Genomic DNA, 21559 nt, shown 5'->3' on the forward strand with positions numbered 1-21559 from the left:
TCTTAAGGAAACAGGAATACTTCATGAGAACGAGCCGACAACCGGTACGCAGCCTCGATCGACTCGACCGACGCATCCTGACGCTGCTGCAGGGCGACGGTCGCATGTCGATGAAAGACCTGGCAGAGGCGGTGGGATTGACCATCACGCCCTGTATCGAGCGCGTGAAACGGCTTGAGCGCGACGGCGTGATCATGGGGTACTACGCGCGGCTGAACCCGGCACTGCTCGGCAGCGCGCTGCTGGTGTTCGTCGAGATCTCGCTGGGCAACAAGGCCGGCAATATGTTCGACAAATTCCGCCGCGAGGTGCTGCGCATTCCCGAGGTGCTCGAGTGCCATCTGGTGTCGGGCGACTTCGACTATCTGATCAAGGCGCGCATCCGCGAGATCGCGGAGTACCGGCGGCTACTCGGCGACATCCTGCTGCAACTGCCGGGCGCGGCGCAGTCGAAGAGCTACGTCGTGATGGAAGAGATCAAGGAGACGCTGGAGATCATGGTGGAAGGGCGCGACGCGGCACAATGAGCGGTGCGTCTTGGATACTGTATAAACATACAGTATCATCGCTGCATGGACGCGTATGACGATGAGCCTCCGCAGGCACTCCGGGCACCCAGGGTACCTATCAAGGGCCGGGGCGCGGTCGCCAACGTGCGGGGGCGGTTCGAGCGTGATCAGCGCGAAGGTTTCGACGATGGCTGGGCGGCGGAGGAGGACGATGCGCCGCCGCGGCTGGTCACGCAGGTGTCGATCGAACGCGCCCGCACGATTCTCACGCATAATGCGTCGCCCGATATTCCGTTCGACACCTCGCTCAACCCCTATCGGGGTTGCGAACATGGTTGCATCTACTGTTTTGCGCGCCCGACCCATGCGTACCTGGACCTGTCCCCGGGCCTCGACTTCGAATCCCGATTATTCGCCAAGACCAACGCGGCCGAACGGCTTCGCGACACATTGGCCAAGCCGTCTTATCGATGCCAGACCATCGCGCTCGGCGTCAACACCGATGCGTACCAGCCGATCGAGCGCGAGCATCGCATTACGCGCGGCGTTCTCGAGGTGCTGCACGAGTGCGACCACCCGGTCGCGCTGATCACCAAGTCCTCTCTGATCGAGCGCGATATCGATCTGCTGGCGCCAATGGCCGCGAAGCGGCTCGCGGTGGCGGCGCTGACCATCACCACGCTCGATGCCGACATCGCCCGTACGCTGGAGCCGCGCGCGGCCACACCAAGCCGGCGTCTGCGCGCGATTCGCACGCTCACGGAGGCCGGCATTCCGGTCGGTGTGAGTGTGGCCCCGGTGATTCCGTTCGTCACCGAACCCGACCTCGAGCGCGTGCTCGAAGCCGCGCGCGAGGCCGGCGCGGTGTATGCGAATTACATCGTGCTGCGATTACCGTGGGAGGTGCAGCCGCTGTTCGAGCAATGGTTGCAGGCGCATTTCCCCGATCGTGCCGAACGCGTGATGAACCGCATGCGCGATATGCGCGGCGGCAAAGCCTACGACTCGGATTTTGCTTCGCGCATGCGCGGCACCGGCATCTGGGCCGACCTGATGCGTCAGCGCTTCTACAAGGCCGCGGACCGGCTCGGTTTTCGCTATGACCGTTACGGCCTCGATACCTCGCAATTTCGCCCGCCCGCGGCGCCTGCCGCGGCACCGCGTGCGCGTGCGCATGCCGACGACGGACAGGGCTCGCTGTTTTAAACGGCGGTTGCCTGCGACGCGACTTCCCGCTTATTGCGAGAGCGCTTTGGCGGCCTCGACCTGCGATTCGAAGAAAGTCTGAAAGCTGATTGCGAGGCCGGCCATAAGCAGACCGGTGCCGATCAGCAGCGACAGGATGACCAGAATCACCACGGGCCATCCGGATCGTGTGGGCTGGCCATGCGGGTTGTAGCGCGCGTCCCATTGTTCGTCCGGCCGCAGGCCGAACACGATCGCGGTGAGGAACGCGCTGATCACGGAAGTACCGCCTGCCACCGCGAAGGTCCAGTTCCACGCGGCGTTGCCGGCGTCGATCAGCAGCGAGGCAAAGCCGATGGCTCCCGCGAGCGTGGCCAGCAAATGGAGCCAGCCAAACTTGTCACCGAATCCTCTGAGATAGAAGCGATGCGCACCGAGGCTGCCCGCGACGAACGCGAGTGCAACGGTGATCAGCTTGGATTTGCCACGCGCGACAGCGGCGGTGGCGGATGGGTGCGGCGCGGAGGAAGACACGCTGGTAGAGCCGGGGCTGGCGACAGGCATCGTGCGTCGATGGGGGAGCGCCGCCCAGAGCGGCATTGGCGCACATTGTACGCCCGCCAGGGCGCTTAACGGCGGGCGCTTAACGGCCGCCGTCGCGGCTACGGGCCTGCCAGCCCGGGCCCATGCCCGAGGGGCGTGCGTCGTTCGCGGCCTGCGCATCCGATGGCGAGTCCGTACGTCCCGAGCGGTCAGATGGCCGGGTACGCGAGTCCTCGCGGCGGTCCGGATCAGGACGGCCACTCAGGCGATCGTCGGCGCGTGCGCGCGCTTCCATGCGCTCGATCTGTGCGCGCACGTGGTCGCGACTCTCCGCGCGAATGCTGGCGACTTCCATGCCCCCGGAGACGCGGGGCGCAAATTTGCCGATATGCGCGCCGTCGCGGAGGTGTTGCCATAAGGAAACTTGCGCATGGCTGGCGGCAATACCGCCGAGCAGCCCGGTGGCAACCAGGCTGCCCGCCACGAGTCTGCGCAAGCGAGAGCGGTCAAGCATGCGAAATCCCAAAAGCCCTTGATAAAGCCACTGCGATGAAAGCGGTGAGAGTCATTGCAGTTGCAGAAGATGCAAAAGAAAAAACCGGGCGATGGCTTCATGTTACGCATGCGTCCGCGTGACCGCCTATGCCAATACCGTTACCGGTGTAACGGATTGTTTCCTCACTTCCGGTGGGACCGGAATCGCGCCGTGGTGGCCGCTTTCAGGGGGATGGGGCAGGGCCGTCCGGGCGCGCGAAACTGGCCCGGTCTCAGCTAGAATTCGGCACGGATTCGGCACGGTCGCCGAGCGGTTCGAGGACAGGTTTCGTGGCACTTTTGGCGCGCATCCAAAAGTGCGGATTCCTTTGCACGTGGCAGCAGGGGTGGCATTTGTTTGTTCGGCCCCGCTTAATCAGCTATACTCTTGCGTTTCGTGTTCGCACACCCCGTTTTTTCGAGGAATAACCCATGGTCGTAATCCGTCTGGCTCGCGGCGGCAGCAAGAAGCGCCCGTTCTTCAACATCGTCGCTACCGATTCGCGCAACCGTCGTGACGGCCGCTTTATCGAGCGCGTTGGTTTCTACAATCCCCTGGCTACCGGCAAGGACGAAGGTCTGCGTCTGGTGCAGGACCGCCTGGCCTACTGGGAAGGTGTTGGCGCGCAGCTGTCGCCGACCGTTGCCCGTCTGGTCAAGCAAGCCAAGTCTGCCGCCGTCGCAGCCTGATCGTTCAGGACGCGCAAGTGGCATCGGCATCGGGTAGCGGGCGCCGCAGTGGGCTCAAACCACTGAACCTGCCGCCCCGGTCCGCCGCGGGCGAAGATCGCGCGAGCGGTCAACCCAAAGCCCTGCCACAGGCACTGTTGTACACGGAGCCGCTGCCCGATGATCTCATCGAGGTGGGCTACGTCGCAGCCGCGTATGGTATTCGTGGCTGGATCAAGGTCGAGCCGCATGCGGACGACGCTTCCGCGTTGCTCCATGCGCGTCGCTGGTGGTTGCTGCCGGCCCCCGCGCCTGGTGTGGTGACACCATCGGTCGCACCGGCAACCGGTGTGGAAGTGGTTGGCATCAAGATCGCACAGTCGCGCGAGCACAGCGGTACCGTCGTGGCGCAGGCCACGGGCGTCTCGGAGCGCAATGTCGCCGAGGCACTCAAGGGTCGTCGTGTCTGGATCCGGCGAGTGGATTTTCCAACGCCGGAAGAAGACGAGTTCTACTGGGTCGATCTGATCGGCTGTACCGTGCTCAACGAGCAGGGCGAGTCGCTCGGCGAGGTGTCGGGCCTGATCGACAACGGCGCGCACCAGATCCTGCAGGTAGCCTACCAGCTGCCCGAAGGCGGCGCTGGCGAACGTCTGGTCCCCTTCGTGGACGCCTATCTGCGCACCGTCGATATCGCCGGCAAGCGGATCGTGGTGGACTGGGGACTCGATTACTGAAGCACAGGGAACAAAGGGAGGCGCGGATGCAGTTCGATGTGATCACGCTGTTTCCCGAGATGTTTCGCGCGCTGACCGACTGGGGTATCACCAGCCGGGCGGCCAAGCAGCAGAAGTATGCGCTGCGGACGTGGAATCCACGCGACTTCACCGTAGACAACTACCGTACGATCGATGATCGGCCGTACGGCGGCGGTCCCGGTATGGTCATGCTGGCCAGGCCGCTGGAGGACGCGATCGACGCCGCAGCCGCAGCTCAGGCACAAGCGCAGTCGCAGGCGGGTGTGGGCAAGCCCCATGTGGTGCTGATGTCGCCGCAGGGTGCGCCACTGACGCATGCGAAGGTCATGTCGCTGGCCCAGCAGCCCGGACTCGTGCTGTTGTGCGGGCGCTACGAGGCGATCGACCAGCGTTTGATCGACCGTCGCGTGGACGAGGAAATCAGCCTCGGCGATTTTGTGCTGTCGGGTGGCGAGTTGCCCGCGATGGCGCTGATCGACGCGGTGGTGCGGCATCTGCCGGGTGTGCTCGGCGATGCGCAGTCGGCTGTGCAGGACAGCTTCGTCAATGGGCTGCTGGACTGCCCGCATTACACGCGGCCGGAAGAATATGAAGGCGTGACGGTGCCCGAGATTTTGCTTGGGGGCCATCATGCCGAGATCGAGAAATGGCGGCGCCAGCAGGCGCTGGTCAATACCGCGCGCAAGCGTCCCGACCTGATCGTGGCCGCGCGTGGGCAAGGTTTGCTGACTCGTGCCGACGAGAAATTCTTGTCGGAATGGGCTGCGAAAGAAGGGCGGGAGCTCGCTTCCGCCAAGTGACAACCCCATCCTCTGCCGGGGCCCCAGCAAAACAGTCTGGGCATTCAACGCCGGTACGATGGTCAAGGAGAAAACGATGAACATCATCGAGCAGATCGAGAAGGAAGAGATCGCCCGTTTGACCGCCAACAAGACCATTCCGGCATTCGCTCCTGGCGATACCGTGATCGTCAGCGTGAACGTGGTCGAAGGCACCCGCAAGCGTGTTCAGGCTTATGAAGGCGTCGTGATTGCCAAGCGCAACCGCGGCCTGAATTCGTCGTTCATCGTGCGCAAGATCTCGTCGGGCGAAGGCGTGGAGCGTACGTTCCAACTGTACTCGCCGCTGATCGCCGCGATCGAAGTGAAGCGTCGCGGCGATGTCCGTCGCGCCAAGCTGTACTACCTGCGTCAACGTTCGGGCAAGTCCGCACGTATCAAGGAAAAGCTGGTGTCGAAGTCTGCTGCTGCCGCCAAGGTTGCTGCTGCGGAGTAAGGACCGGCATCCGCGCCGGGCAACCGGCGACGCATGGCGTTGCGAAAGGCACCTTCGGGTGCCTTTTTTGTTGCCCGAATTGTTGCCCGAATTGTCGCCCAAAGCGCGCCGCGCGGGGCTCTGTCATACTTGCTTCGCTATGCGTCCCATATTCGATCCCGAAACGCTGCCTGTCATCGACACCGACATCCGCGGCATCCCGCTTTCCCCATCCCGCATGGAACCGGAATTCATCCGGCGCCGGCTGCAGTCTCCGCCACCGGCGTGGGAGCCGCTGCTGACCGACGAATCTCGCGTCTACGACAAGTCCCGCGCATTGCGCGATGCCTCGGTACTGGTGCCGCTGGTCGTGCGCGAGGATGGGCTGTGGGTGCTGTTCACCGAGCGCAACGCCAACCTCAATGCGCATGCGGGGCAGATCAGCTTCCCGGGTGGGCGTCAGGAGTCCTACGACGTCGATCGTGTGGCCACCGCGCTACGCGAGACGGAGGAGGAGATTGGCGTGGGCGCCGATTACGTCGAGGTGCTGGGGTCGCTGCCGGACTACATTACCGGCACGGGTTACCACGTGAGCCCGGTGGTGGGGATGATGCGCCCGGGCTTTACGCTGCGGCCAGACGCCGGCGAGGTGGCGGAAGTGTTCGAGGTGCCGCTGGCCTTCCTGATGGATCCGACCCGCCACGAGCGCCGACTGCTGCGCTGGGTCGATGGCGAACGCAAGTTTTACGCGATGCCGTATCCGCGCGAAGGCGGTGGCAACCGCTTTATCTGGGGTGCCACCGCGGCAATGCTGCGTAATCTCTATCTGCTGCTGGCGGCGTAAATCTCAGGCGGCCGCGCTGGTAGTACTGGTGCTTGCACACTGCGGGCAGCTCTTGCCGACCACATACGCCGCATCCTGCTGCTGTTCGGCCGAGACCACGGCACGGCACGCGAAACACTGCACCGGTCCGGCCGGCTCGAGGTTCGGGTTCAGCGCCGTACGGTAGTCGAACACGAAGCAGTCGCCGCGATAGTGGCTGCCACCGACTTCCTCGAAGTACTTGAGAATGCCGCCTTCGAGCTGGTAGACGTTCTCCATGCCCACTTCCTGCATATGGATCGCGGCTTTTTCGCAACGGATGCCGCCCGTGCAGAACGACACCACGGTCTTGCCCTCGAAATCGGCGCGATGCGCAGCCACGGCCGGCGGGAAATCGCTGAACTTGGCGATGTCGTATTCCACCGCCTGCTCGAACGTGCCCACCGCCACCTCGAACGCATTGCGGGTGTCGAGCATCACCACTGGACGGCCCGCATCGTCGTGGCCCTGGTCGAGCCAGCGCTTGAGATCGACGGGTTTGACCGACGGCGCGCGTCCGGCTTCGGGCCGGATCAGCGGCATCTTCATCGTGATGATTTCCTTCTTGGCGCGCACGAGCATCCGCTTGAACGGCTGATCCTCGGACAGGCTCTCCTTCGGCGCGATGTCGGCAAAGCGCGCATCGGCGTGCAGCCATGCCATAAAGCCGTCGATGGCCTCGCGCGGGCCGGCCAGGAACATGTTGATGCCCTCGGGCGCCAGCAGGATCGTGCCTTTGAGCGCAAGCGCCTCGCAGCGCTCCCGCATGGCAGAACGCAACGGTTCGATATCGTCGATGGAGACGAATTTGTAAGCGGAAATGTTGACGATCTGCATGGAAGGACTGCCTGACCATGTGCCTGCGCACATAGTAACTGCCTGATTGGAAACGCGAAATTATACGCCTCGGGCGTGCTCGTCGCATGATCGGGGACAAAATTCGCGAACCCCGCGCGCGGGGCGTGCCGTTACAATGGCGGCCTATATTCCTGCCTGCCAATGTCCGCGCTCCGCTACGTCCACCTCCGCCTGCATTCCGAATACTCCATCGTGGACGGCATCGTCCGCCTGGAGGACGCCGTCCAGGCCGCCGCCGCCGATGGCATGGGCGCGCTTGCGCTGACCGATCTCGCCAACGCTTTTGGCCTGATCCGCTTCTACAAGGAGGCGCGCGGCGGCGGCGTCAAGCCGATTGTCGGCGCCGACGTCTGGATCGCCAATGGCGACGATCGCGACAAGCCGTCGCGGCTGCTGCTACTGGTGCAGGACAAGCGCGGCTATCTGAACCTGTGCGCGATGCTGTCGCGCGCGTGGCTCGGCAACCAGCATCGCGGCCGCGCGGAACTGGAGGCCGGCTGGTTCGACGAACCGGGCGAGGAGGGCCTGCCGCTCTCGACCGGCCTGATCGCGCTGTCTGGCGCGATGGGCGGCGATATCGGTCTGGCGCTGGCCAACGCCAATGTGGAAGGCGCGCGCCGCGCGGCGCAGCACTGGGCGCGCGTGTTCCCGCAGCGCTTCTACATCGAGCTGCAGCGCGCGGGCCTGCCCGGTACCGACGCCTACGTGCAGCAGGCGGTGCAGCTGGCGGCCTCGCAGCAGCTACCCGTGGTGGCTACGCATCCGGTGCAGTTCATGACCCCCGACGACTTCACCGCGCACGAAGCGCGCGTGTGTATTTCCGAAGGCGAACTGCTGGCCAATCCGCGTCGCGTGCGCAAGTTCACGACGGACCAGTATTTCAAGACGCAGGACGAGATGTGCGAGCTGTTCGCCGACATCCCGTCCGCGCTGCAGAACGCCGTGGAAATCGCGCGCCGCTGCAACCTGACGCTCGAACTCGGCAAGCCGCGCCTGCCGCTGTTTCCGACGCCGGACGGCATGTCGCTGGACGACTACCTCGTGCAACTGGCGAGCGAAGGGCTCGAGCGCCGGATGGAGGTGCTCTACCCGGATGAGGCCGCGCGCGAAGCGAAGCGGCCCGAGTACTACGCGCGACTGGAGTTCGAGACCGGCACCATCATCAAGATGGGTTTTCCGGGCTACTTCCTGATCGTGGCGGACTTCATCAACTGGGCCAAGAACAACGGCGTGCCGGTCGGGCCTGGCCGGGGTTCGGGTGCCGGTTCGCTGGTGGCGTACGCGCTTGGCATTACCGACCTCGATCCGCTCAAGTACGCGCTGCTGTTCGAGCGGTTCCTGAATCCGGAACGGGTATCGATGCCCGACTTCGACATCGACTTCTGCCAGCACGGCCGCGATCGCGTGATCACGTACGTGAAGGAGAAATACGGCAAGGACGCGGTGTCGCAGATCGCGACGTTCGGCACCATGGCGGCCAAGGCCGCGGTGCGCGACGTGGGCCGTGTGCTCGACCTCGGCTACGGCTTTGTCGATAGCGTGGCCAAGCTCATCCCGTTCAAGCCGGGCAAGCTCGTGACGATTGCGGAGGCGAAGAAGGAAGAGCCGCTGCTGACCGAGCGCGAGAACAACGAGGAAGAAGTGCGCCAGCTGCTGGAGCTGGCGCAGCGCGTGGAAGGCATGACGCGTAACGTCGGCATGCACGCGGGCGGGGTGCTGATCGCCCCGGGCAAGCTTACCGACTTCTGCCCGCTGTACACGCAGGGCGCGCAGAACGACGGCATGAGCGGCGTGGTGAGCCAGTATGACAAGGACGACGTGGAAGCGGCGGGTCTGGTCAAGTTCGACTTCTTGGGCCTGACCACGCTCACGATTCTCGACTGGGCCGAGCGTTATATCCGCCGGCTCGATCCGTCGAAGGCGGACTGGAACTGCAGCCAGATCCCGCTCGACGACGGTCCCGCATTCGACATCCTCAAGACGGCCAACACGGTCGCCGTGTTCCAGCTGGAAAGCCGCGGCATGCAGGGCATGCTGAAGGACGCCAAGCCTGACCGATTCGAGGACATCATCGCGCTGGTGGCGCTGTACCGGCCGGGTCCGATGGACCTGATTCCGAGCTTCTGCGCGCGCAAGCACGGGCGCGAGCGGGTGGAATATCCGGATGATCGCGTGAAGCCGGTGCTCCAGGAGACCTACGGCATCATGGTCTATCAGGAGCAGGTGATGCAGATGGCGCAGATCATCGGCGGCTACTCGCTCGGTGGCGCCGATCTGTTGCGCCGCGCGATGGGCAAGAAGAAGGCCGAGGAGATGGCCAAGCATCGCGAGCTGTTCCGCGAGGGTGCCGCGAAGAACGGCCTGTCGGCGCAGCAGGCCGACGACATCTTCGATCTGATGGAAAAGTTCGCGGGCTACGGCTTCAACAAGTCGCACGCGGCCGCGTACGCGCTGCTCGCGTACTACACGGCATGGCTCAAGGCGCATCATCCGGCCGAATTCATGGCGGCCAATATGTCGCTGGCCATGGACGATACCGACAAGGTCAAGATCCTGTACGAGGATTGCCGCGCCAACGGCCTCAAGGTGCTGCCGCCCGACGTCAACGCCAGCGAATACCGGTTTGCGCCGACCGATGCCAAAACCATTCGCTATGGTCTCGGCGGCATCAAGGGTTCGGGGCAGGGCGCGATCGAGGACATCCTGCGCGCGCGCGAAGAGCGGCCGTTCAAGGATCTGTTCGACTTCTGCGAGCGCGTCGATCGCCGTCAGGTCAACCGCCGCACGATCGAGGCGATGATTCGCGCCGGCGCGTTCGACAGCCTCAACGACAATCGCGGCCAGCTGCTGGCGTCGGTGTCGATCGCGATGGAAGCCGCCGAGCAGAAGGCCGACTCGGCCAACCAGGTGTCGCTGTTCGATCTGATGGACGATGCCGCCGCCGAGGCGCACCGGCCCGAGCTCGTCGATGAGCCTCGCTGGTCGATGAAGCGCACGCTGCAGGAAGAGAAGCAGGCGCTCGGCTATTACTTCTCCGGCCACCTGTTCGATGCGTGGCGCGAGGAAGTGCGGCGCTTCGTCAAGGGCACGCTCGGCAATCTCGAGAAGGAAGTGCAAGGCAATGGCGGTGGCTATGGCCGCGACGTGCGCGGCAAGATCATCGCCGGCGTGATCGCGGGCATCCGTACGCAGATGACGCAGCGCGGCAAGATGCTGATCGTGATGATCGACGACGGTACCGCGCAGGTCGAGATGACGGTGTTCAACGAACTGTTCGACGCCAACCGGCATATGTTCCGCGAGGACGAATTGCTGATTGCCAAGGGCAACGCGCGCCACGACACGTTTACCGGCGGGGTGCGTTTTACCGCGGAATCGGTGATGGACCTGATCTCCGCGCGCGCCGAATACGCCGATGCGGTGTGCCTGGCGTTCAACGGCAACGCGTCGACCGAGCGGCTGCGCGAACTGCTGACCCCGTACCTGGCCAATGCCGCGCGCACGCCCGGCGTGCCGGTGCGCATCCGTTATGCGAATCACGATGCGCAGTGCGAGGCGACGCTTGGCGCGCAGTGGCAGATCACGCCGTCCGACGACGCACTCACGAGCCTGCGCAATGCGCTGACGGGCGACGGCGTGCGCATGATCTATGGCTGAAACCCGTACCCGCATCCTGTTCCACGTCACGCATCTGCTGCATGGCGGCATCGAGACCGCGCTGGTCTCGCTGCTGGCCTCGCTGGATCCGGCGCGTTTCGACGTGGGGCTCACCGTGACCTATCCGTCCGATGCGCTCGAGAACCACTTTCGCGCGCGGCTGCCCGCGCATGTGAAGGTGCATGTGCTCGCGCCCGAGCGCTGGCTCTCGCATTGCCGCCAGCTCAAGAAGGCGCGCAAGCTCGGGCCGCTCGGCAAGTTCTACGAAGAGGTGCTGCTGCCGCCGGTGCGCAAGCCGCTGATGAATCGCCGCTTCCGCAGGATTCTGGCGGATTACGAGGTGGTGGTGGACTACGACATGTCGCTGTCGCGGCTGACCGGGCGCCTGCCGGTGCCGATGATCGGCTATCAGCATTTCAGCGTCGCTCACCTTGCGCAGGGGCACGCGCGCAAGTTGCGCAAGCTGCGGCACCAGTGCAGCGTGGACTATGACCGCGTGGTCATGCTCAACGAGACCATGCTCGCAGATGCGAAGCGGTTGATTCCCGAGGCGGCCGACAAGTTCGTCCGGCTGTACAACGCGTTCGACCTCGCGCGCATCCGTGCGCTCGGTGACGAAACGCTGCCGGAGCTTCCGACCGTGCCATACATCGTCTCTGTCGGGCGGCTCGAAGAAAGCCAGAAGGATTTCACCACGCTGCTCAAGGCCTATGCGCGGCTCGTGCGCGACGGTATCGAGGAAGATCTCGTGATTGTTGGCGACGGCGCGTCGCGGCAGAAGCTGGAGGAACTGACGCGGGAACTGGGGCTGGAGGCACGCGTGCGTTTTGCGGGCTTTCAGGCCAATCCGTTTGCGTGGATGCGCCATGCGCGGCTGATGGCATTCAGCTCGCGCATGGAGGGGCTTGGCAACGTCCTCGTGGAAGCGCTGGCGCTTGGGCAGGTGGTAGTGAGTACCGACTGTCCGGTGGGGCCGCGCGAGATGCTGGACGATGGCCGCGCGGGGTTGCTGGTCCCCGTGGGCGAGGTGGACGCGCTGGCGGACGCGATGACGCGCGCGCTGCGCGACGAAGCGCTGCGCGAGGCCCTGCTGGCCCATGCGATGGAATTCGTCGCACGCATGGGGCTTGCGCCTACCGCGGAGGCGTTCAGCCGCGTGGTGGCGTCGCTGACGGGTCGCCCGATTGCCGCGCCTGCTGGCACAGCAGCCACAGCTTGACGTACTTGTAGTAGCTGGCCTGGCCGTTCATCAGCGCGACGCCGAGTCCCTGCGCGCCGTCGAGAAAGCCGCGCCGGAACAGCCAGGTCCGCAGGAACGCCCATAGCCCGTGGCCCAGCGCGCTGGCGGGGGTGGCGGTCTTGCCGCGCCGGAAGGCCTGCTGCGCGCCAAGCGTCGAGTACTGGTCGATCTTGCGCAGCACCTGCGAGAAATCGTCGTAGGTGTAGTGCAGCAGCGGGGTGCGCAGCCGTGCGACGGGACCACCGGTGATCACGTTCTCGTGCACGAGGTCATCGGTGAAACGGGCCTTGCCGTGACGGAACACGCGTGTCAGGTAATCCGGATACCAGCCGCCATGGCGGATAAAGCGGCCGCAAAAACGCGAAAGACGAGGCATCTCGTACGCATCGGCGGTGCCGGCCTCGATCGCGGCGAGGATCTCGTCGCGCAGCTCGGGCGTGACGCGTTCATCGGCATCGATCGACAGCACCCATTCGGTCTGCACCTTGGACAGCGCGAGGTTCTTCTGCGGCCCGAAGCCCGGCCAGGTGTCGGTCTGGTACACGTCGGCGCCCAGCGAACGGGCGATCTCCACGGTGCCGTCCGTGCTACCCGAATCCACTATAATCGCGCGGTCGCACCAGGAAACGGACGCCAGGCACTCCGCGATGTTGTGTGCCTCGTTCTTGGTGATCAGGACGACTGAGATTTTCATAGAGATGGTGGCGATGGGGCCGCTGGCCCCGGTGAGGCGCTCCGACAGGCTCGCTATTCTAGCGGGACTTGCGCCCGCCACCCTGTTCCTTACCGGCCCAGCGCCCCCCAGAGATATGCACTCCCCGCGCGAGCGGGGTGGAGTCAATGTGAACGATAAGCAAACGCAATCCTCGCTGGTCAAGACGTCGCTCCAGGAGCGCGACACGCTGCGGCGCGTCTGGACTTACCTGCGACCCGAGCTGCGCACCTTCATCATCGCGATTCTCGCGATGGGTGTGGTCGCGGCCAGCGAGGGGATTATCCCGAAGATCGTCAACGACCTGCTCGACAAAGGGTTTGGCGGCGCGTACGTGGGCAAGCTCTGGCATGTGCCGGCGCTGCTGACCGGCGTGGCGCTGATCCGCGGCGTGGCGCAGTTCGCCTCGGGCTACTGGCTCTCCCGCGTGTCCAACAACGTGCTCAAGACCATGCGGCTGCAGATGTTCGAGCGCATGCTGCAGGCCCCCGCGCTGTTCTATCACCGCAATACCGCCTCCACGCTGATCAATGCGGTGATCTTCGAGGTCAACCAGGTGATGCAGATCCTGACGGGCGTGCTGATCACGCTCGTGCGCGATTCGCTGACTGTACTTGCGCTGCTGGTCTACCTGTTCTACACGAACTGGCGCCTGACGCTGGTGGTGGCCGTGCTGCTGCCGACGATCGGCTTCGTGATGTCGCGCGTGAACCGCCGCCTGCGCCGCCTCAATCGCGAGCATCAGGCGATGACCAACACCGCCGCGTACGTGGTGGAGGAAGCGGCCGGTGGCTACAAGGTGGTCAAGCTGCATGGCGGCGAAGCATACGAGATGCATCGCTTCCAGGGCATGGCCGAGCGCCTGCGTGGCTATTCGATGCGCATGGCGATCGCCGGCGGTCTCAACCAGCCCGTGACGGCGTTCCTGGCCTCGCTGGCGCTATCGGTGATCCTTACCATCGCGGTGGTGCAGTCGCAGGCCAACCAGACCACGGTGGGCGGCTTTACGGGCTTCGTGATGGCGATGCTGCTGCTGATCTCGCCGCTCAAGCACCTGACCGACCTGAACCAGCCGCTGCAGCGCGGCGTGACCGCGGCCGAGATGATCTTCGGCCTGATCGACGAGCCGATCGAACCGCAGGAAGGCGGCCTGCCGCTGACGCGCGCGAAGGGAGACCTCGCGTTCGACCACGTCGGCTTCCGCTATGGCGATGCGGGCCGTGCGGCGCTATCGAATATCAATTTCCATGTGACGGCGGGCGAGGTGGTGGCGCTGGTGGGGCCGTCGGGCAGCGGCAAGACCACGCTCGTCAACCTCGTGCCGCGCTTCTTTGATCCGACCGAGGGCCGCATCCTGCTGGACGGCCAGCCGATCGACGCGTTCGGGCTGGCCGACCTGCGTCGCCAGATCGCGTTCGTGAGCCAGGACGTGGTGCTGTTCAACGATACCGTGGCGGCCAACGTGGCGTATGGCGTGCATCCGCGCGAGGCGATCGACATGGCGCGCGTGGACCGCGCATTGGCGGCCGCGTATCTGACCGACGTGGTCAAGGGCCTGCCGGACGGCGTGGATACCAATATCGGCGACAACGGCATGAAGCTGTCGGGCGGCCAGCGCCAGCGTCTGGCGATCGCGCGCGCGATCTACAAGGATGCGCCGATCCTGATCCTCGACGAAGCCACCTCGGCGCTGGACTCCGAGTCCGAACGCCAGGTGCAGGCCGCGCTCGAGTCGCTGATGGCCGGCCGCACCACGCTCGTGATCGCGCACCGGCTGTCGACGATCGAGAACGCGGACCGCATCGTCGTGCTCGAGCACGGCCGCGTGGCCGAGCAGGGCAGCCATGCCGAACTGCTGGCGGCCAATGGGCTGTACGCCGGGCTGCATCGCATCCAGTTCGCGACGCAGCAGTAAGCAGCGACTCCGCCCGATGGCGGTAAGATGCGCTTCAGACGGGGACGATACCCCGAGGAGACACGCATGACCGCCATCAATCAGCCCATCAGCCGATTTCCGGTACCGGAGCTGAAGGACCTGCCCGACGACATCCGGGCGCGCATCGTCGAGGTGCAGGAGAAGGCCGGGTTCGTTCCCAACGTCTTTCTGGCGCTCGCGCACCGGCCCGACGAGTTCCGGGCGTTCTTCGCCTATCACGACGCGCTCATGCTCAAGGAGACGGGCAGCCTGACCAAGGGCGACCGCGAAATGATCGTGGTGACCACGTCGGGCGCCAATCAATGTCTCTACTGCGTGGTGGCCCACGGCGCGCTCCTGCGCATCTACGAGAAGAAGCCGCTGATCGCCGATCAGGTGGCCACCAATTACCGCAAGGCCGATATCACGGCACGCCAGCGTGCCATGCTCGACTTCGCGATGAAGGTGAGCGAAGACGCGCGAAACGTCGGCGAAGCCGACTACGAAGCGCTGCGGGCGCATGGCTTCAGCGACGAGGACGCGTGGGATATCGCGGCCATCACGGCGTTCTTCGGGCTCTCCAATCGCATGGCCAACACCATTGCCATGCGCCCGAACGACGAGTTCTACCTGATGGGACGGGTGCCCAAGGCGAAATAGCCCTCGCTACTTGATATCGGCGCAGTGACCGCTGCGTGGATCGAACAGCACGGGCCACGCCTGCTCGTAGATACCGGCGGTGCAGTGCTTCTCGCAGCGCGCATGCGCGAGCGTGACGCGGCGCGGATCCTGCCAGACCATGAGCTTGCAGGCGCTGCCGTCCAGCGCGACCAGTTCGATATGCGGTGTCTGCTGAGTCTGTTTGAATTCGGACAGATTGAATTCGCACGAGCCGCGCTTCGATACCCAGAGCCTCCAGCTCAGCGTCTGCACATCGTTGTGCGAGACGCGCATCATCGCCTCTTCCCGGAAGCCGTCTTCCTCGGTGCGCTTGCAGTCGCCAGCCATGTCGATCGCGCGCGCGGGGATCGGTGTCGACCGGGTCTCGGGGGCAGGGGGGTAGAGCTTGGGTGCGGTCGGGCCCTGTATCGGCTTGGACCGATCCGCCAGCATCGGCGGCGTGCACGCGGTGCAAAGCAACGTGGCCAGCAGCACTGCTGGCACGGTGATACGGGATGACATGGCGGTTCCTCGACGGCCCCTACATGATCAGTTATAGGGGGCGCGCCGGGGAACGTGATTGGTGCAAGTCCTAGAGGCGGCGTCAGGCTTGCCGTCTATAGTCAGAGATGGTCAGGCGACTGCGGTTTGCGGCTCCCATTGCCGCACGGTTTCCATACGCGCGTTTGGATATCCAGCCGCAAACACCAATCGTCCCGCCGACCACGTATGCGTGACCAGCGGCTGACCGGCAACCGTGCGTACCGCGATGAGGTCCGCGCGCGCACCCGTGCGCAGGCGACCACGGTCGCTCAGACCGCAGGCGTCGGCCGGATTGGCCGTGACCAGCGCGAGCGCCTCGTTCAGCGGCAGTTCGGCCTGACGCGCCGCCGCAAATGCGGCCGCGATCAGCGTCGAGGGTTGGTAATCCGAGCACAGGATGCTGGCCACGCCCGCAAGGATCGCATCGAGCGCCCGCATCGAGCCACTCTGGCTCTTGCCGCGCAGCACATTGGGCGCGCCCAGGATGGTGGGCAGTGCCACCGTCTTGGCGGCGCGCGCCGTCTCCACGTTGATGGGAAACTCGCTCATGCTCACGCCCAGCGCGTGCATCGCGGCAATGCGCTGCGGCGAATCGTCGTCATGACTCGCGGTGGGAATGCCATGCAGGCGCGCGCGGTCGAGCAGCCGGTTGACGCGCTCGGGCGCACCTTCCAGTTCGGCCTGCTTCTTCGCGGCCGCATCGGCGGCTTCCTCGCGCGACATGCCATGGTTGCCCATCATGTACGTGAGGTATGCATCCACGGTCTTGAACTGACCCTGACCCGGCGAGTGGTCCATCACGGACAGCAGATCGACCACGCCTTCGTCCATCAGCGCTTCCAGCACCGGCACAGCGGCTGGATCGGTGACTTCGTAGCGGCAGTGGATGCGATTGTCGACCAGGCTGTGCGCGCCGAACGCGGCTACCGCGCGCACGAGCGTGGCGGCGGTCTCGTTGCTGCGCACACCAAACTGGTTGCTGGCGAACGACAGCGCGTGATACGGCGTGGTAATGCCGGCCGCGGCATTGCGCCGATCGACCTGCGCCACGGCGAAGTCGAGCGGGAACAGCACGCCCGCGCGCGGCTCGACCTCTTTCTCGATGGCATCGCAGTGCACGTCGATCAGGCCGGGCATGACGGTATGGCCGCGCAGGTCGACCACGTTCGCGTGCGCGGGCACCTGCGCCGCGTCGGGTTCGATGGCGACGATATGACCGTCGTCGATCAGCAGCGCGCTGTCGGTCAGCAGCCGGTCCGGCAGCACGAGCGTGGCGTGCGTAAGGTAGCTAGTGGACATGTCGGTAGGTTCGGAAGAGTTGGGTCAGGCGGCGCCCGTTTGACGCGATACCGGCTGCGATACCGGCTGCAGTGGCAGCAGGCGCGTGGCCACCGCGTCGCGCACGGCTTCGTCGTGGAAGATGCCGATCAGGCAGCGGCCCGCGTCGAGCGCCTCCTGGATCAGCGAGACCACCACCGCGCGGTTGCCGGCATCGAGCGATGCGGTCGGTTCGTCGAGCAGCAGGATCGGATGATTGCCGACCAGCCCACGCGCGATATTCACGCGCTGCTGCTCGCCGCCGGAGAACGTCGCGGGCGGCAGGTCCCACAGCCGGCGCGGCACGTTGAGACGGCCGAGCAAGTCGGCGGCGCGTTCGCGGGCCTCGGCCAGCGCGGTGCCACGCTGCTGCAGCGGCTCGGCGACGACGTCGAGCGTGCTGACGCGCGGAATCGCGCGCAGGAACTGGCTCACGTAGCCGATCACGTCGCGGCGCAGGCGCAGCACGTGCTGCTCGGGCGCGGTGGTCAGCTCCATCCACGGCTCGCCCTCGACACTGGTATCGCGCAGGCGGATGGAGCCTTCGGTAGCGAGGTAGTTGCCATAGAGGCAGCGCAGCAGCGTGCTCTTGCCGGTGCCAGACGGGCCCGACAGCACCACGCATTCGCCGCGCGCGGCGTCGAAGTCGATCGCCTGCAGCACGGGCAGGCGGATGCCGCCCTGGTTGTGCAACGTGAACATCTTGCCGAGGCCACGGACCTCGAGCATGCGTTGGGAATCGTCGTGCATTGCGATCAGCCTTGCAGGATGGAGGACACGAGCAGCTGCGTGTACGGATGTTGCGGATCGTCGAGGATCTGGTCGGTCAGGCCTTGCTCGACCACGCGACCGCCCTGCATTACAAGCGTGCGATGAGCGAGCAGACGGGCGACGGCCAGGTCGTGCGTGACGAGGATCGCGGCCAGGCCGAGGTCGTTCACGAGCCGGCGCAGCAGGTCCAGCAGACGCGCCTGCACCGAGACGTCGAGCGACGCGGTGGGCTCGTCCATGAACACGAGGCGCGGATGCGTGACCAGATTGCGCGCGATCTGCAGCCGCTGCTGCATGCCGCCCGAGAACGTGGCGGGAATATCGTCGAGGCGCCCGAGGTCGATCTCCATCTTCTCGAGCCAGGCTCCGGCGATCTCGCGCAGGTCGCCATAGTTGCGCTCGCCCACGGCCATCAGCCGCTCGGCGATATTCGCGCCGGCGCTTACCTGCATACGCAGGCCATCGCGCGCATGCTGGCGCACGAAGCCCCAGTCGGTGCGTGCCAGCAAGCGCATGCGCGCGCTCGACAGCGAGGCCAGATCGGTCAGGCCCTGTTCGCGCACATCGTAGAGGACGCTGCCGCGTTGCGGTGCGGCCTGCATCGACAGGGCCTGCAGCAGTGTGCTCTTGCCGGAGCCGGACTCACCGACCACGCAGAGCACCTCGCCGGGGTAAAGATCGAAGTTGACGTCATGACAGCCATGAATGCCGTCCCACGTGCGGCTCACGTTGCGCACGGAAAGCAGGGGCGTGGCACTCATGCTGCGGCTCCTTCCTGAACGATGGTATCGGCAGTAGCGTTGGTGCCGGTGTGTCCCGCCGCGCGACGATCGGCGCAGTATTCGGTGTCCGAGCACACGAACATGCGCGTGCCGGCATCATCGGTGATGATCTCGTCCAGATAGCTGTCGGTGGCGCCGCACTGCGCGCAGCAGCTCGCCCACTTCTCGACCGTGAACGGATGATCGATGAAGTCGAGACTCTTCACGGACGTGTACGGCGGCACCGCATAGACGCGCTTCTCGCGCCCGGCGCCGAACAGCATCAGCGCGGGGTTGTTGTGCAGCTTCGGATTGTCGAACTTGGGAATCGGCGAAGGACGCATCATGTAACGCTGGTTGACGATCACCGGGTAGTCGTAGGTGGTCGCGATATGGCCGTGGTGCGCGATATCCTCGTATAGCTTGACGTGCATCGCGCCGTACTCGGCCAGCGCATGCATCGTGCGCGTTTCCGCTTCGCTCGACTCGAGCCAGCGCAGCGGTTCGGGAATGGGCACCTGGAACACCATGACCTGACCCGCGCGCAGCGGCGTTTCCGGAACGCGGTGGCGCGTCTGCACGATGGTGGCCTCGGCCGTGCGTTCGGTGGTCGGCACGCCGGTCACGCGGCCAAAGAAACGGCGGATGTTGATGGCGTTGGTGGTGTCGTCGGAGCCCTGGTCGATCACCTTGAGCACGTCACGCGTACCGATGATCGCCGCAGTCACCTGAATGCCACCGGTACCCCAGCCATACGGCAGCGGCATCTCGCGGCTGCCGAACGGCACCTGATAGCCGGGAATCGCGACGGCCTTGAGCAGCGCGCGCCGCAGCATGCGCTTGGTCGACTCGTCGAGGTAACCGAAGTTGTAGTGGTCGTCGCGCGCCACGGTGGTGGTGGCGGCTTCACGATCGGAAAACTGGCTCATGCGAGCGTCTCCTCTTGCGGCTGGGGCGCGGGGGAAGTATCAGGGGTGGCGGCGTCCGCGCCGGCGGTGGCACCTTCCTGCGGTGCCTGCTCTGCGCGCAGACGGCGCAGCAGCTCGAGGTTGGCCTGGAAGTCCACGTAGTGCGGCAGCTTCAGATGCTGCACGAAGCCGGAGGCTTCCACGTTGTCGCTGTGATAGAGCATGAACTCGATATCGTTGGCCGGCGCATCGCCGCCTTCACCGAGTTCTTCCGCACGCATCGCGCGATCCACCAGCGCCATCGACATGGCCTTGCGCTCGCCGTAGCCGAACACGAGGCCATAGCCACGCGTGAAGCGAGGGGCTTCGTTGGCGCTGCCCGCGAACTGGCTCACCATCTGGCATTCGGTGACTTCGATCTCGCCGATCGTCACGGCGAAGCCGAGCTCCTCGACGAACAGTTCGACCTCGGTGGTGCCGTAGCGAATCTCGGCCGCGAACGGGTGCGTGTTGCCGTAGCCACGCTGCGTCGAATAGCCCATCGACAGCAGAAAGCCTTCATCGGCGCGCGCGAGGTTCTGCAGGCGCGCCGCGCGGCCGGCGGGCAGCGTCAGCGGTTCACGCGTGAGATCGGGCGGCGCGGGGTCGCCGGCGGGAATCGCATCGGTCTCGACCAGCGACTCGGCTTCGAGCAGGCTCGTCACGCGCGGCATGGCGGTGTCGGGCTGGGGCGCGGGTGGCGTGGGCACCGCGGCTTCCGCGGCGGCGCTGCCTTCGACATTGCCTTCGATCTCCAGCGAGAAGTCGAGCAACCGCTGCGTGTAATCGTAGGTGGGTCCGAGCACCTGTCCGCCCGGCACGTCCTTGAACGTCGACGAGATCCGGCGTTGCAGGCGCATCGCGCCGGTATCGATCGGCTGCGTATAACCAAAGCGCGCGAGCGTGGTGCGGTAGGCGCGCAGCAGGAAGATCGCCTCGACCTGATCGCCAGCCGCTTGCTTCAACGCGAGCGCGGCCAGATGCGGATCATAGAGCGAGCCTTCGGCCATCACGCGCGAGATGGCGAGTGGCATCTGCTCGCGAATCTGTGCGAGTGTGAGTTCGGGCACCGCAACGTTGCCGCGCCGATAGGCGTCGAGCCGGCGGTAGGAGTTGAGGATCGCGCGTTCGCCACCCTTGACGGCTACGTACATGTCAGTCCTCCAGATGCGTGGTGCGCGGCAGCGCGCAGAAGCGATCGCCGGCGGTCAACAACAGATCCACGCCGAGCGGAAAGCCCGCGTTGTTGGCGCGCCATTGCGCGCGGAAGTCGTTGGGCAGACCGCTGGCCAGCAGCGTCTGCGTGGTCTCGATACCGGGGCCGCGCAGCGTGTAGGCGTCGCTGGCGTTGTCGCCGCCCTTGTCGCTGCCCTTGTCACCGCCCTTGTCGCTGCCGGTGGCGGCATCGTTCGACAGCGCGGCCAGTTCCACGAGCAGCGTGGCGGAGCGATCCGGATAGGCGGGGTCGCCTTGCGCGCATTGCGCCAGCGATGGCAGCGTATCGCCCATTGGCACGCAGACAAACGTGGCTTGCGCCGCGTTATCGACAAGCGGGCAGCCGCAATGGAAGCGCAGGAACGCGCGGGCTTCGCCGCCGATGTCGGCGGGCAGCCAGACCGGCGTGTCGCTGTCCGCGAGCGTGAGCAGCAGTGCGGTCATCGCTGGCGAGAGGCCGGCGGGCCGGCCGACGCTGGCCGCGGGCAGCGCCTGCAGCATGCCCGGGTGGGCGAACGCGTCGAGCGCGGCGCGGAAGACCTGCTGCGCATCATCGACGGGATTGTCGAAGCCAGGCAGCAATGCGCTGGTTACCGCACCGGTTGCCGCGCTGTTTGCCGCACTGGCGGCAGCCATGGACGTCTGGGAA

General features: G+C 65.4%; 22 protein-coding genes. 11 read left to right on the forward strand and 11 right to left on the reverse strand.

Features of this window, described 5'->3' with window-relative positions:
- Positions 1 to 23: 23 nt before the first annotated feature.
- Both LDO41_RS00075 and LDO41_RS00080 read left to right on the forward strand, forming a co-directional pair.
- Positions 24 to 527 (forward strand): Lrp/AsnC ligand binding domain-containing protein, encoded by a 504-nt coding sequence (locus LDO41_RS00075; RefSeq protein ID WP_223980311.1) that lies wholly within the window; start codon positions 24 to 26, stop codon positions 525 to 527.
- 45 nt (positions 528 to 572) lie between these two features.
- A complete protein-coding gene (locus LDO41_RS00080) occupies positions 573 to 1715 on the forward strand; it encodes a PA0069 family radical SAM protein (protein ID WP_223980313.1) in 1143 nt (380 codons plus the stop codon).
- 30 nt (positions 1716 to 1745) lie between these two features.
- Here the strand turns inward: LDO41_RS00080 and LDO41_RS00085 are convergent, their stop codons facing one another.
- Both LDO41_RS00085 and LDO41_RS00090 read right to left on the reverse strand, forming a co-directional pair.
- Positions 1746 to 2258, reverse strand: a complete 513-nt coding sequence (locus LDO41_RS00085; RefSeq protein WP_223980315.1) for an NINE protein — start codon at positions 2256 to 2258, stop codon at positions 1746 to 1748.
- 79 nt (positions 2259 to 2337) lie between these two features.
- Positions 2338 to 2751, reverse strand: coding sequence for a hypothetical protein (locus LDO41_RS00090; protein WP_223980317.1), 414 nt, complete (start codon positions 2749 to 2751; stop codon positions 2338 to 2340).
- Positions 2752 to 3203: 452 nt separating this feature from the next.
- Here LDO41_RS00090 and rpsP point away from each other — a divergent pair, with 452 nt between their 5' ends.
- The 5 genes from rpsP (at position 3204) to LDO41_RS00115 (ending at position 6296) form a co-directional block, all read left to right on the forward strand.
- Positions 3204 to 3461 carry a 30S ribosomal protein S16 gene (gene rpsP / locus LDO41_RS00095; protein ID WP_223980319.1) on the forward strand — a complete coding sequence of 86 codons (258 nt, stop codon included), beginning with the start codon at positions 3204 to 3206 and terminating at the stop codon, positions 3459 to 3461.
- A gap of 17 nt (positions 3462 to 3478) precedes the next feature.
- Positions 3479 to 4177 (forward strand): ribosome maturation factor RimM, encoded by a 699-nt coding sequence (rimM, locus tag LDO41_RS00100; RefSeq protein ID WP_377740964.1) that lies wholly within the window; start codon positions 3479 to 3481, stop codon positions 4175 to 4177.
- Between the two features lie 26 nt (positions 4178 to 4203).
- Positions 4204 to 4998, forward strand: coding sequence for a tRNA (guanosine(37)-N1)-methyltransferase TrmD (gene trmD / locus LDO41_RS00105; RefSeq protein ID WP_223980321.1), 795 nt, complete (start codon positions 4204 to 4206; stop codon positions 4996 to 4998).
- A gap of 76 nt (positions 4999 to 5074) precedes the next feature.
- Positions 5075 to 5473, forward strand: coding sequence for a 50S ribosomal protein L19 (gene rplS / locus LDO41_RS00110; protein WP_223980323.1), 399 nt, complete (start codon positions 5075 to 5077; stop codon positions 5471 to 5473).
- Between the two features lie 139 nt (positions 5474 to 5612).
- The gene (locus LDO41_RS00115; RefSeq protein ID WP_223980325.1) at positions 5613 to 6296 is read left to right on the forward strand and encodes a CoA pyrophosphatase; all 684 of its coding nucleotides are present in this window, start codon (positions 5613 to 5615) and stop codon (positions 6294 to 6296) included.
- A gap of 3 nt (positions 6297 to 6299) precedes the next feature.
- On the opposite strand, the gene LDO41_RS00120 is transcribed toward LDO41_RS00115, so the two are convergent.
- Positions 6300 to 7151: a sulfurtransferase gene (locus LDO41_RS00120; protein ID WP_223980327.1), complete on the reverse strand. Its 852-nt coding sequence runs from the start codon at positions 7149 to 7151 to the stop codon at positions 6300 to 6302.
- Between the two features lie 162 nt (positions 7152 to 7313).
- Between LDO41_RS00120 and dnaE the strand changes: the two genes are divergently transcribed.
- Together dnaE and LDO41_RS00130 are read left to right on the forward strand one after the other, a co-directional pair.
- Positions 7314 to 10829, forward strand: coding sequence for a DNA polymerase III subunit alpha (dnaE, locus tag LDO41_RS00125; RefSeq protein ID WP_223980330.1), 3516 nt, complete (start codon positions 7314 to 7316; stop codon positions 10827 to 10829).
- Positions 10822 to 12048 carry a glycosyltransferase gene (locus LDO41_RS00130; protein WP_223980334.1) on the forward strand — a complete coding sequence of 409 codons (1227 nt, stop codon included), beginning with the start codon at positions 10822 to 10824 and terminating at the stop codon, positions 12046 to 12048. The genes dnaE and LDO41_RS00130 overlap by 8 nt, the downstream gene beginning before the upstream one ends.
- Here the strand turns inward: LDO41_RS00130 and LDO41_RS00135 are convergent.
- Entirely contained in the window at positions 11978 to 12763 is a 786-nt protein-coding gene (locus tag LDO41_RS00135; protein WP_223980336.1) for a glycosyltransferase family 2 protein, read from the reverse strand. The two genes, LDO41_RS00130 and LDO41_RS00135, sit on opposite strands and share 71 nt — an antisense overlap.
- A gap of 115 nt (positions 12764 to 12878) precedes the next feature.
- On the opposite strand from LDO41_RS00135, the gene msbA reads away from it, so the two are divergent.
- Together msbA and LDO41_RS00145 are read left to right on the forward strand one after the other, a co-directional pair.
- Positions 12879 to 14696, forward strand: a complete 1818-nt coding sequence (gene msbA, locus LDO41_RS00140; protein ID WP_377740960.1) for a lipid A export permease/ATP-binding protein MsbA — start codon at positions 12879 to 12881, stop codon at positions 14694 to 14696.
- A 66-nt stretch (positions 14697 to 14762) separates the two neighbouring features.
- Positions 14763 to 15356, forward strand: a complete 594-nt coding sequence (locus tag LDO41_RS00145; protein WP_223980339.1) for a peroxidase-related enzyme — start codon at positions 14763 to 14765, stop codon at positions 15354 to 15356.
- 6 nt (positions 15357 to 15362) lie between these two features.
- Here LDO41_RS00145 and LDO41_RS00150 read toward each other — a convergent pair whose 3' ends face one another.
- The 7 genes from LDO41_RS00150 to phnH form a co-directional block, all read right to left on the reverse strand.
- Positions 15363 to 15878 (reverse strand): hypothetical protein, encoded by a 516-nt coding sequence (locus LDO41_RS00150; RefSeq protein WP_223980343.1) that lies wholly within the window; start codon positions 15876 to 15878, stop codon positions 15363 to 15365.
- A 111-nt stretch (positions 15879 to 15989) separates the two neighbouring features.
- Positions 15990 to 17198 carry an alpha-D-ribose 1-methylphosphonate 5-triphosphate diphosphatase gene (locus LDO41_RS00155; RefSeq protein ID WP_223980346.1) on the reverse strand — a complete coding sequence of 403 codons (1209 nt, stop codon included), beginning with the start codon at positions 17196 to 17198 and terminating at the stop codon, positions 15990 to 15992.
- A 24-nt stretch (positions 17199 to 17222) separates the two neighbouring features.
- Entirely contained in the window at positions 17223 to 17966 is a 744-nt protein-coding gene (phnL, locus tag LDO41_RS00160; protein WP_223980349.1) for a phosphonate C-P lyase system protein PhnL, read from the reverse strand.
- 5 nt (positions 17967 to 17971) lie between these two features.
- Positions 17972 to 18748, reverse strand: coding sequence for a phosphonate C-P lyase system protein PhnK (gene phnK, locus LDO41_RS00165; RefSeq protein WP_223980352.1), 777 nt, complete (start codon positions 18746 to 18748; stop codon positions 17972 to 17974).
- Positions 18745 to 19677 carry an alpha-D-ribose 1-methylphosphonate 5-phosphate C-P-lyase PhnJ gene (locus tag LDO41_RS00170; protein ID WP_223980355.1) on the reverse strand — a complete coding sequence of 311 codons (933 nt, stop codon included), beginning with the start codon at positions 19675 to 19677 and terminating at the stop codon, positions 18745 to 18747. Before LDO41_RS00170 ends, phnK begins: the two co-directional genes overlap by 4 nt.
- Positions 19674 to 20849, reverse strand: coding sequence for a carbon-phosphorus lyase complex subunit PhnI (locus LDO41_RS00175; RefSeq protein WP_223980358.1), 1176 nt, complete (start codon positions 20847 to 20849; stop codon positions 19674 to 19676). Before LDO41_RS00175 ends, LDO41_RS00170 begins: the two co-directional genes overlap by 4 nt.
- Before the next feature lies 1 nt (position 20850).
- Complete coding sequence (gene phnH / locus LDO41_RS00180; protein WP_223982287.1) at positions 20851 to 21546, reverse strand: phosphonate C-P lyase system protein PhnH; 696 nt, start codon at positions 21544 to 21546, stop codon at positions 20851 to 20853.
- Positions 21547 to 21559: the final 13 nt, after the last annotated feature.

Source organism: Cupriavidus pampae (assembly GCF_914271485.1).
Lineage (GTDB): Bacteria > Pseudomonadota > Gammaproteobacteria > Burkholderiales > Burkholderiaceae > Cupriavidus > Cupriavidus pampae.

Bases quoted from the DNA above. Each gene is read 5' to 3' on its own strand.
- LDO41_RS00130 (WP_223980334.1), top strand. From the start codon at position 10,822: ATGGCTGAAACCCGTACCCGCATCCTGTTCCACGTCACGCATCTGCTG.
- trmD (WP_223980321.1), top strand. From the start codon at position 4,204: ATGCAGTTCGATGTGATCACGCTGTTTCCCGAGATGTTTCGCGCGCTG.
- phnK (WP_223980352.1), bottom strand. From the start codon at position 18,748: ATGAGTGCCACGCCCCTGCTTTCCGTGCGCAACGTGAGCCGCACGTGG.
- rpsP (WP_223980319.1), top strand. From the start codon at position 3,204: ATGGTCGTAATCCGTCTGGCTCGCGGCGGCAGCAAGAAGCGCCCGTTC.
- LDO41_RS00135 (WP_223980336.1), bottom strand. From the start codon at position 12,763: ATGAAAATCTCAGTCGTCCTGATCACCAAGAACGAGGCACACAACATC.
- LDO41_RS00075 (WP_223980311.1), top strand. From the start codon at position 24: ATGAGAACGAGCCGACAACCGGTACGCAGCCTCGATCGACTCGACCGA.
- LDO41_RS00120 (WP_223980327.1), bottom strand. From the start codon at position 7,151: ATGCAGATCGTCAACATTTCCGCTTACAAATTCGTCTCCATCGACGAT.
- LDO41_RS00150 (WP_223980343.1), bottom strand. From the start codon at position 15,878: ATGTCATCCCGTATCACCGTGCCAGCAGTGCTGCTGGCCACGTTGCTT.
- LDO41_RS00080 (WP_223980313.1), top strand. From the start codon at position 573: ATGGACGCGTATGACGATGAGCCTCCGCAGGCACTCCGGGCACCCAGG.
- LDO41_RS00090 (WP_223980317.1), bottom strand. From the start codon at position 2,751: ATGCTTGACCGCTCTCGCTTGCGCAGACTCGTGGCGGGCAGCCTGGTT.
- LDO41_RS00085 (WP_223980315.1), bottom strand. From the start codon at position 2,258: ATGCCTGTCGCCAGCCCCGGCTCTACCAGCGTGTCTTCCTCCGCGCCG.
- dnaE (WP_223980330.1), top strand. From the start codon at position 7,314: ATGTCCGCGCTCCGCTACGTCCACCTCCGCCTGCATTCCGAATACTCC.
- LDO41_RS00155 (WP_223980346.1), bottom strand. From the start codon at position 17,198: ATGTCCACTAGCTACCTTACGCACGCCACGCTCGTGCTGCCGGACCGG.
- LDO41_RS00145 (WP_223980339.1), top strand. From the start codon at position 14,763: ATGACCGCCATCAATCAGCCCATCAGCCGATTTCCGGTACCGGAGCTG.
- phnH (WP_223982287.1), bottom strand. From the start codon at position 21,546: ATGGCTGCCGCCAGTGCGGCAAACAGCGCGGCAACCGGTGCGGTAACC.
- LDO41_RS00170 (WP_223980355.1), bottom strand. From the start codon at position 19,677: ATGAGCCAGTTTTCCGATCGTGAAGCCGCCACCACCACCGTGGCGCGC.
- rplS (WP_223980323.1), top strand. From the start codon at position 5,075: ATGAACATCATCGAGCAGATCGAGAAGGAAGAGATCGCCCGTTTGACC.
- phnL (WP_223980349.1), bottom strand. From the start codon at position 17,966: ATGCACGACGATTCCCAACGCATGCTCGAGGTCCGTGGCCTCGGCAAG.
- LDO41_RS00175 (WP_223980358.1), bottom strand. From the start codon at position 20,849: ATGTACGTAGCCGTCAAGGGTGGCGAACGCGCGATCCTCAACTCCTAC.
- LDO41_RS00115 (WP_223980325.1), top strand. From the start codon at position 5,613: ATGCGTCCCATATTCGATCCCGAAACGCTGCCTGTCATCGACACCGAC.
- msbA (WP_377740960.1), top strand. From the start codon at position 12,879: ATGCACTCCCCGCGCGAGCGGGGTGGAGTCAATGTGAACGATAAGCAA.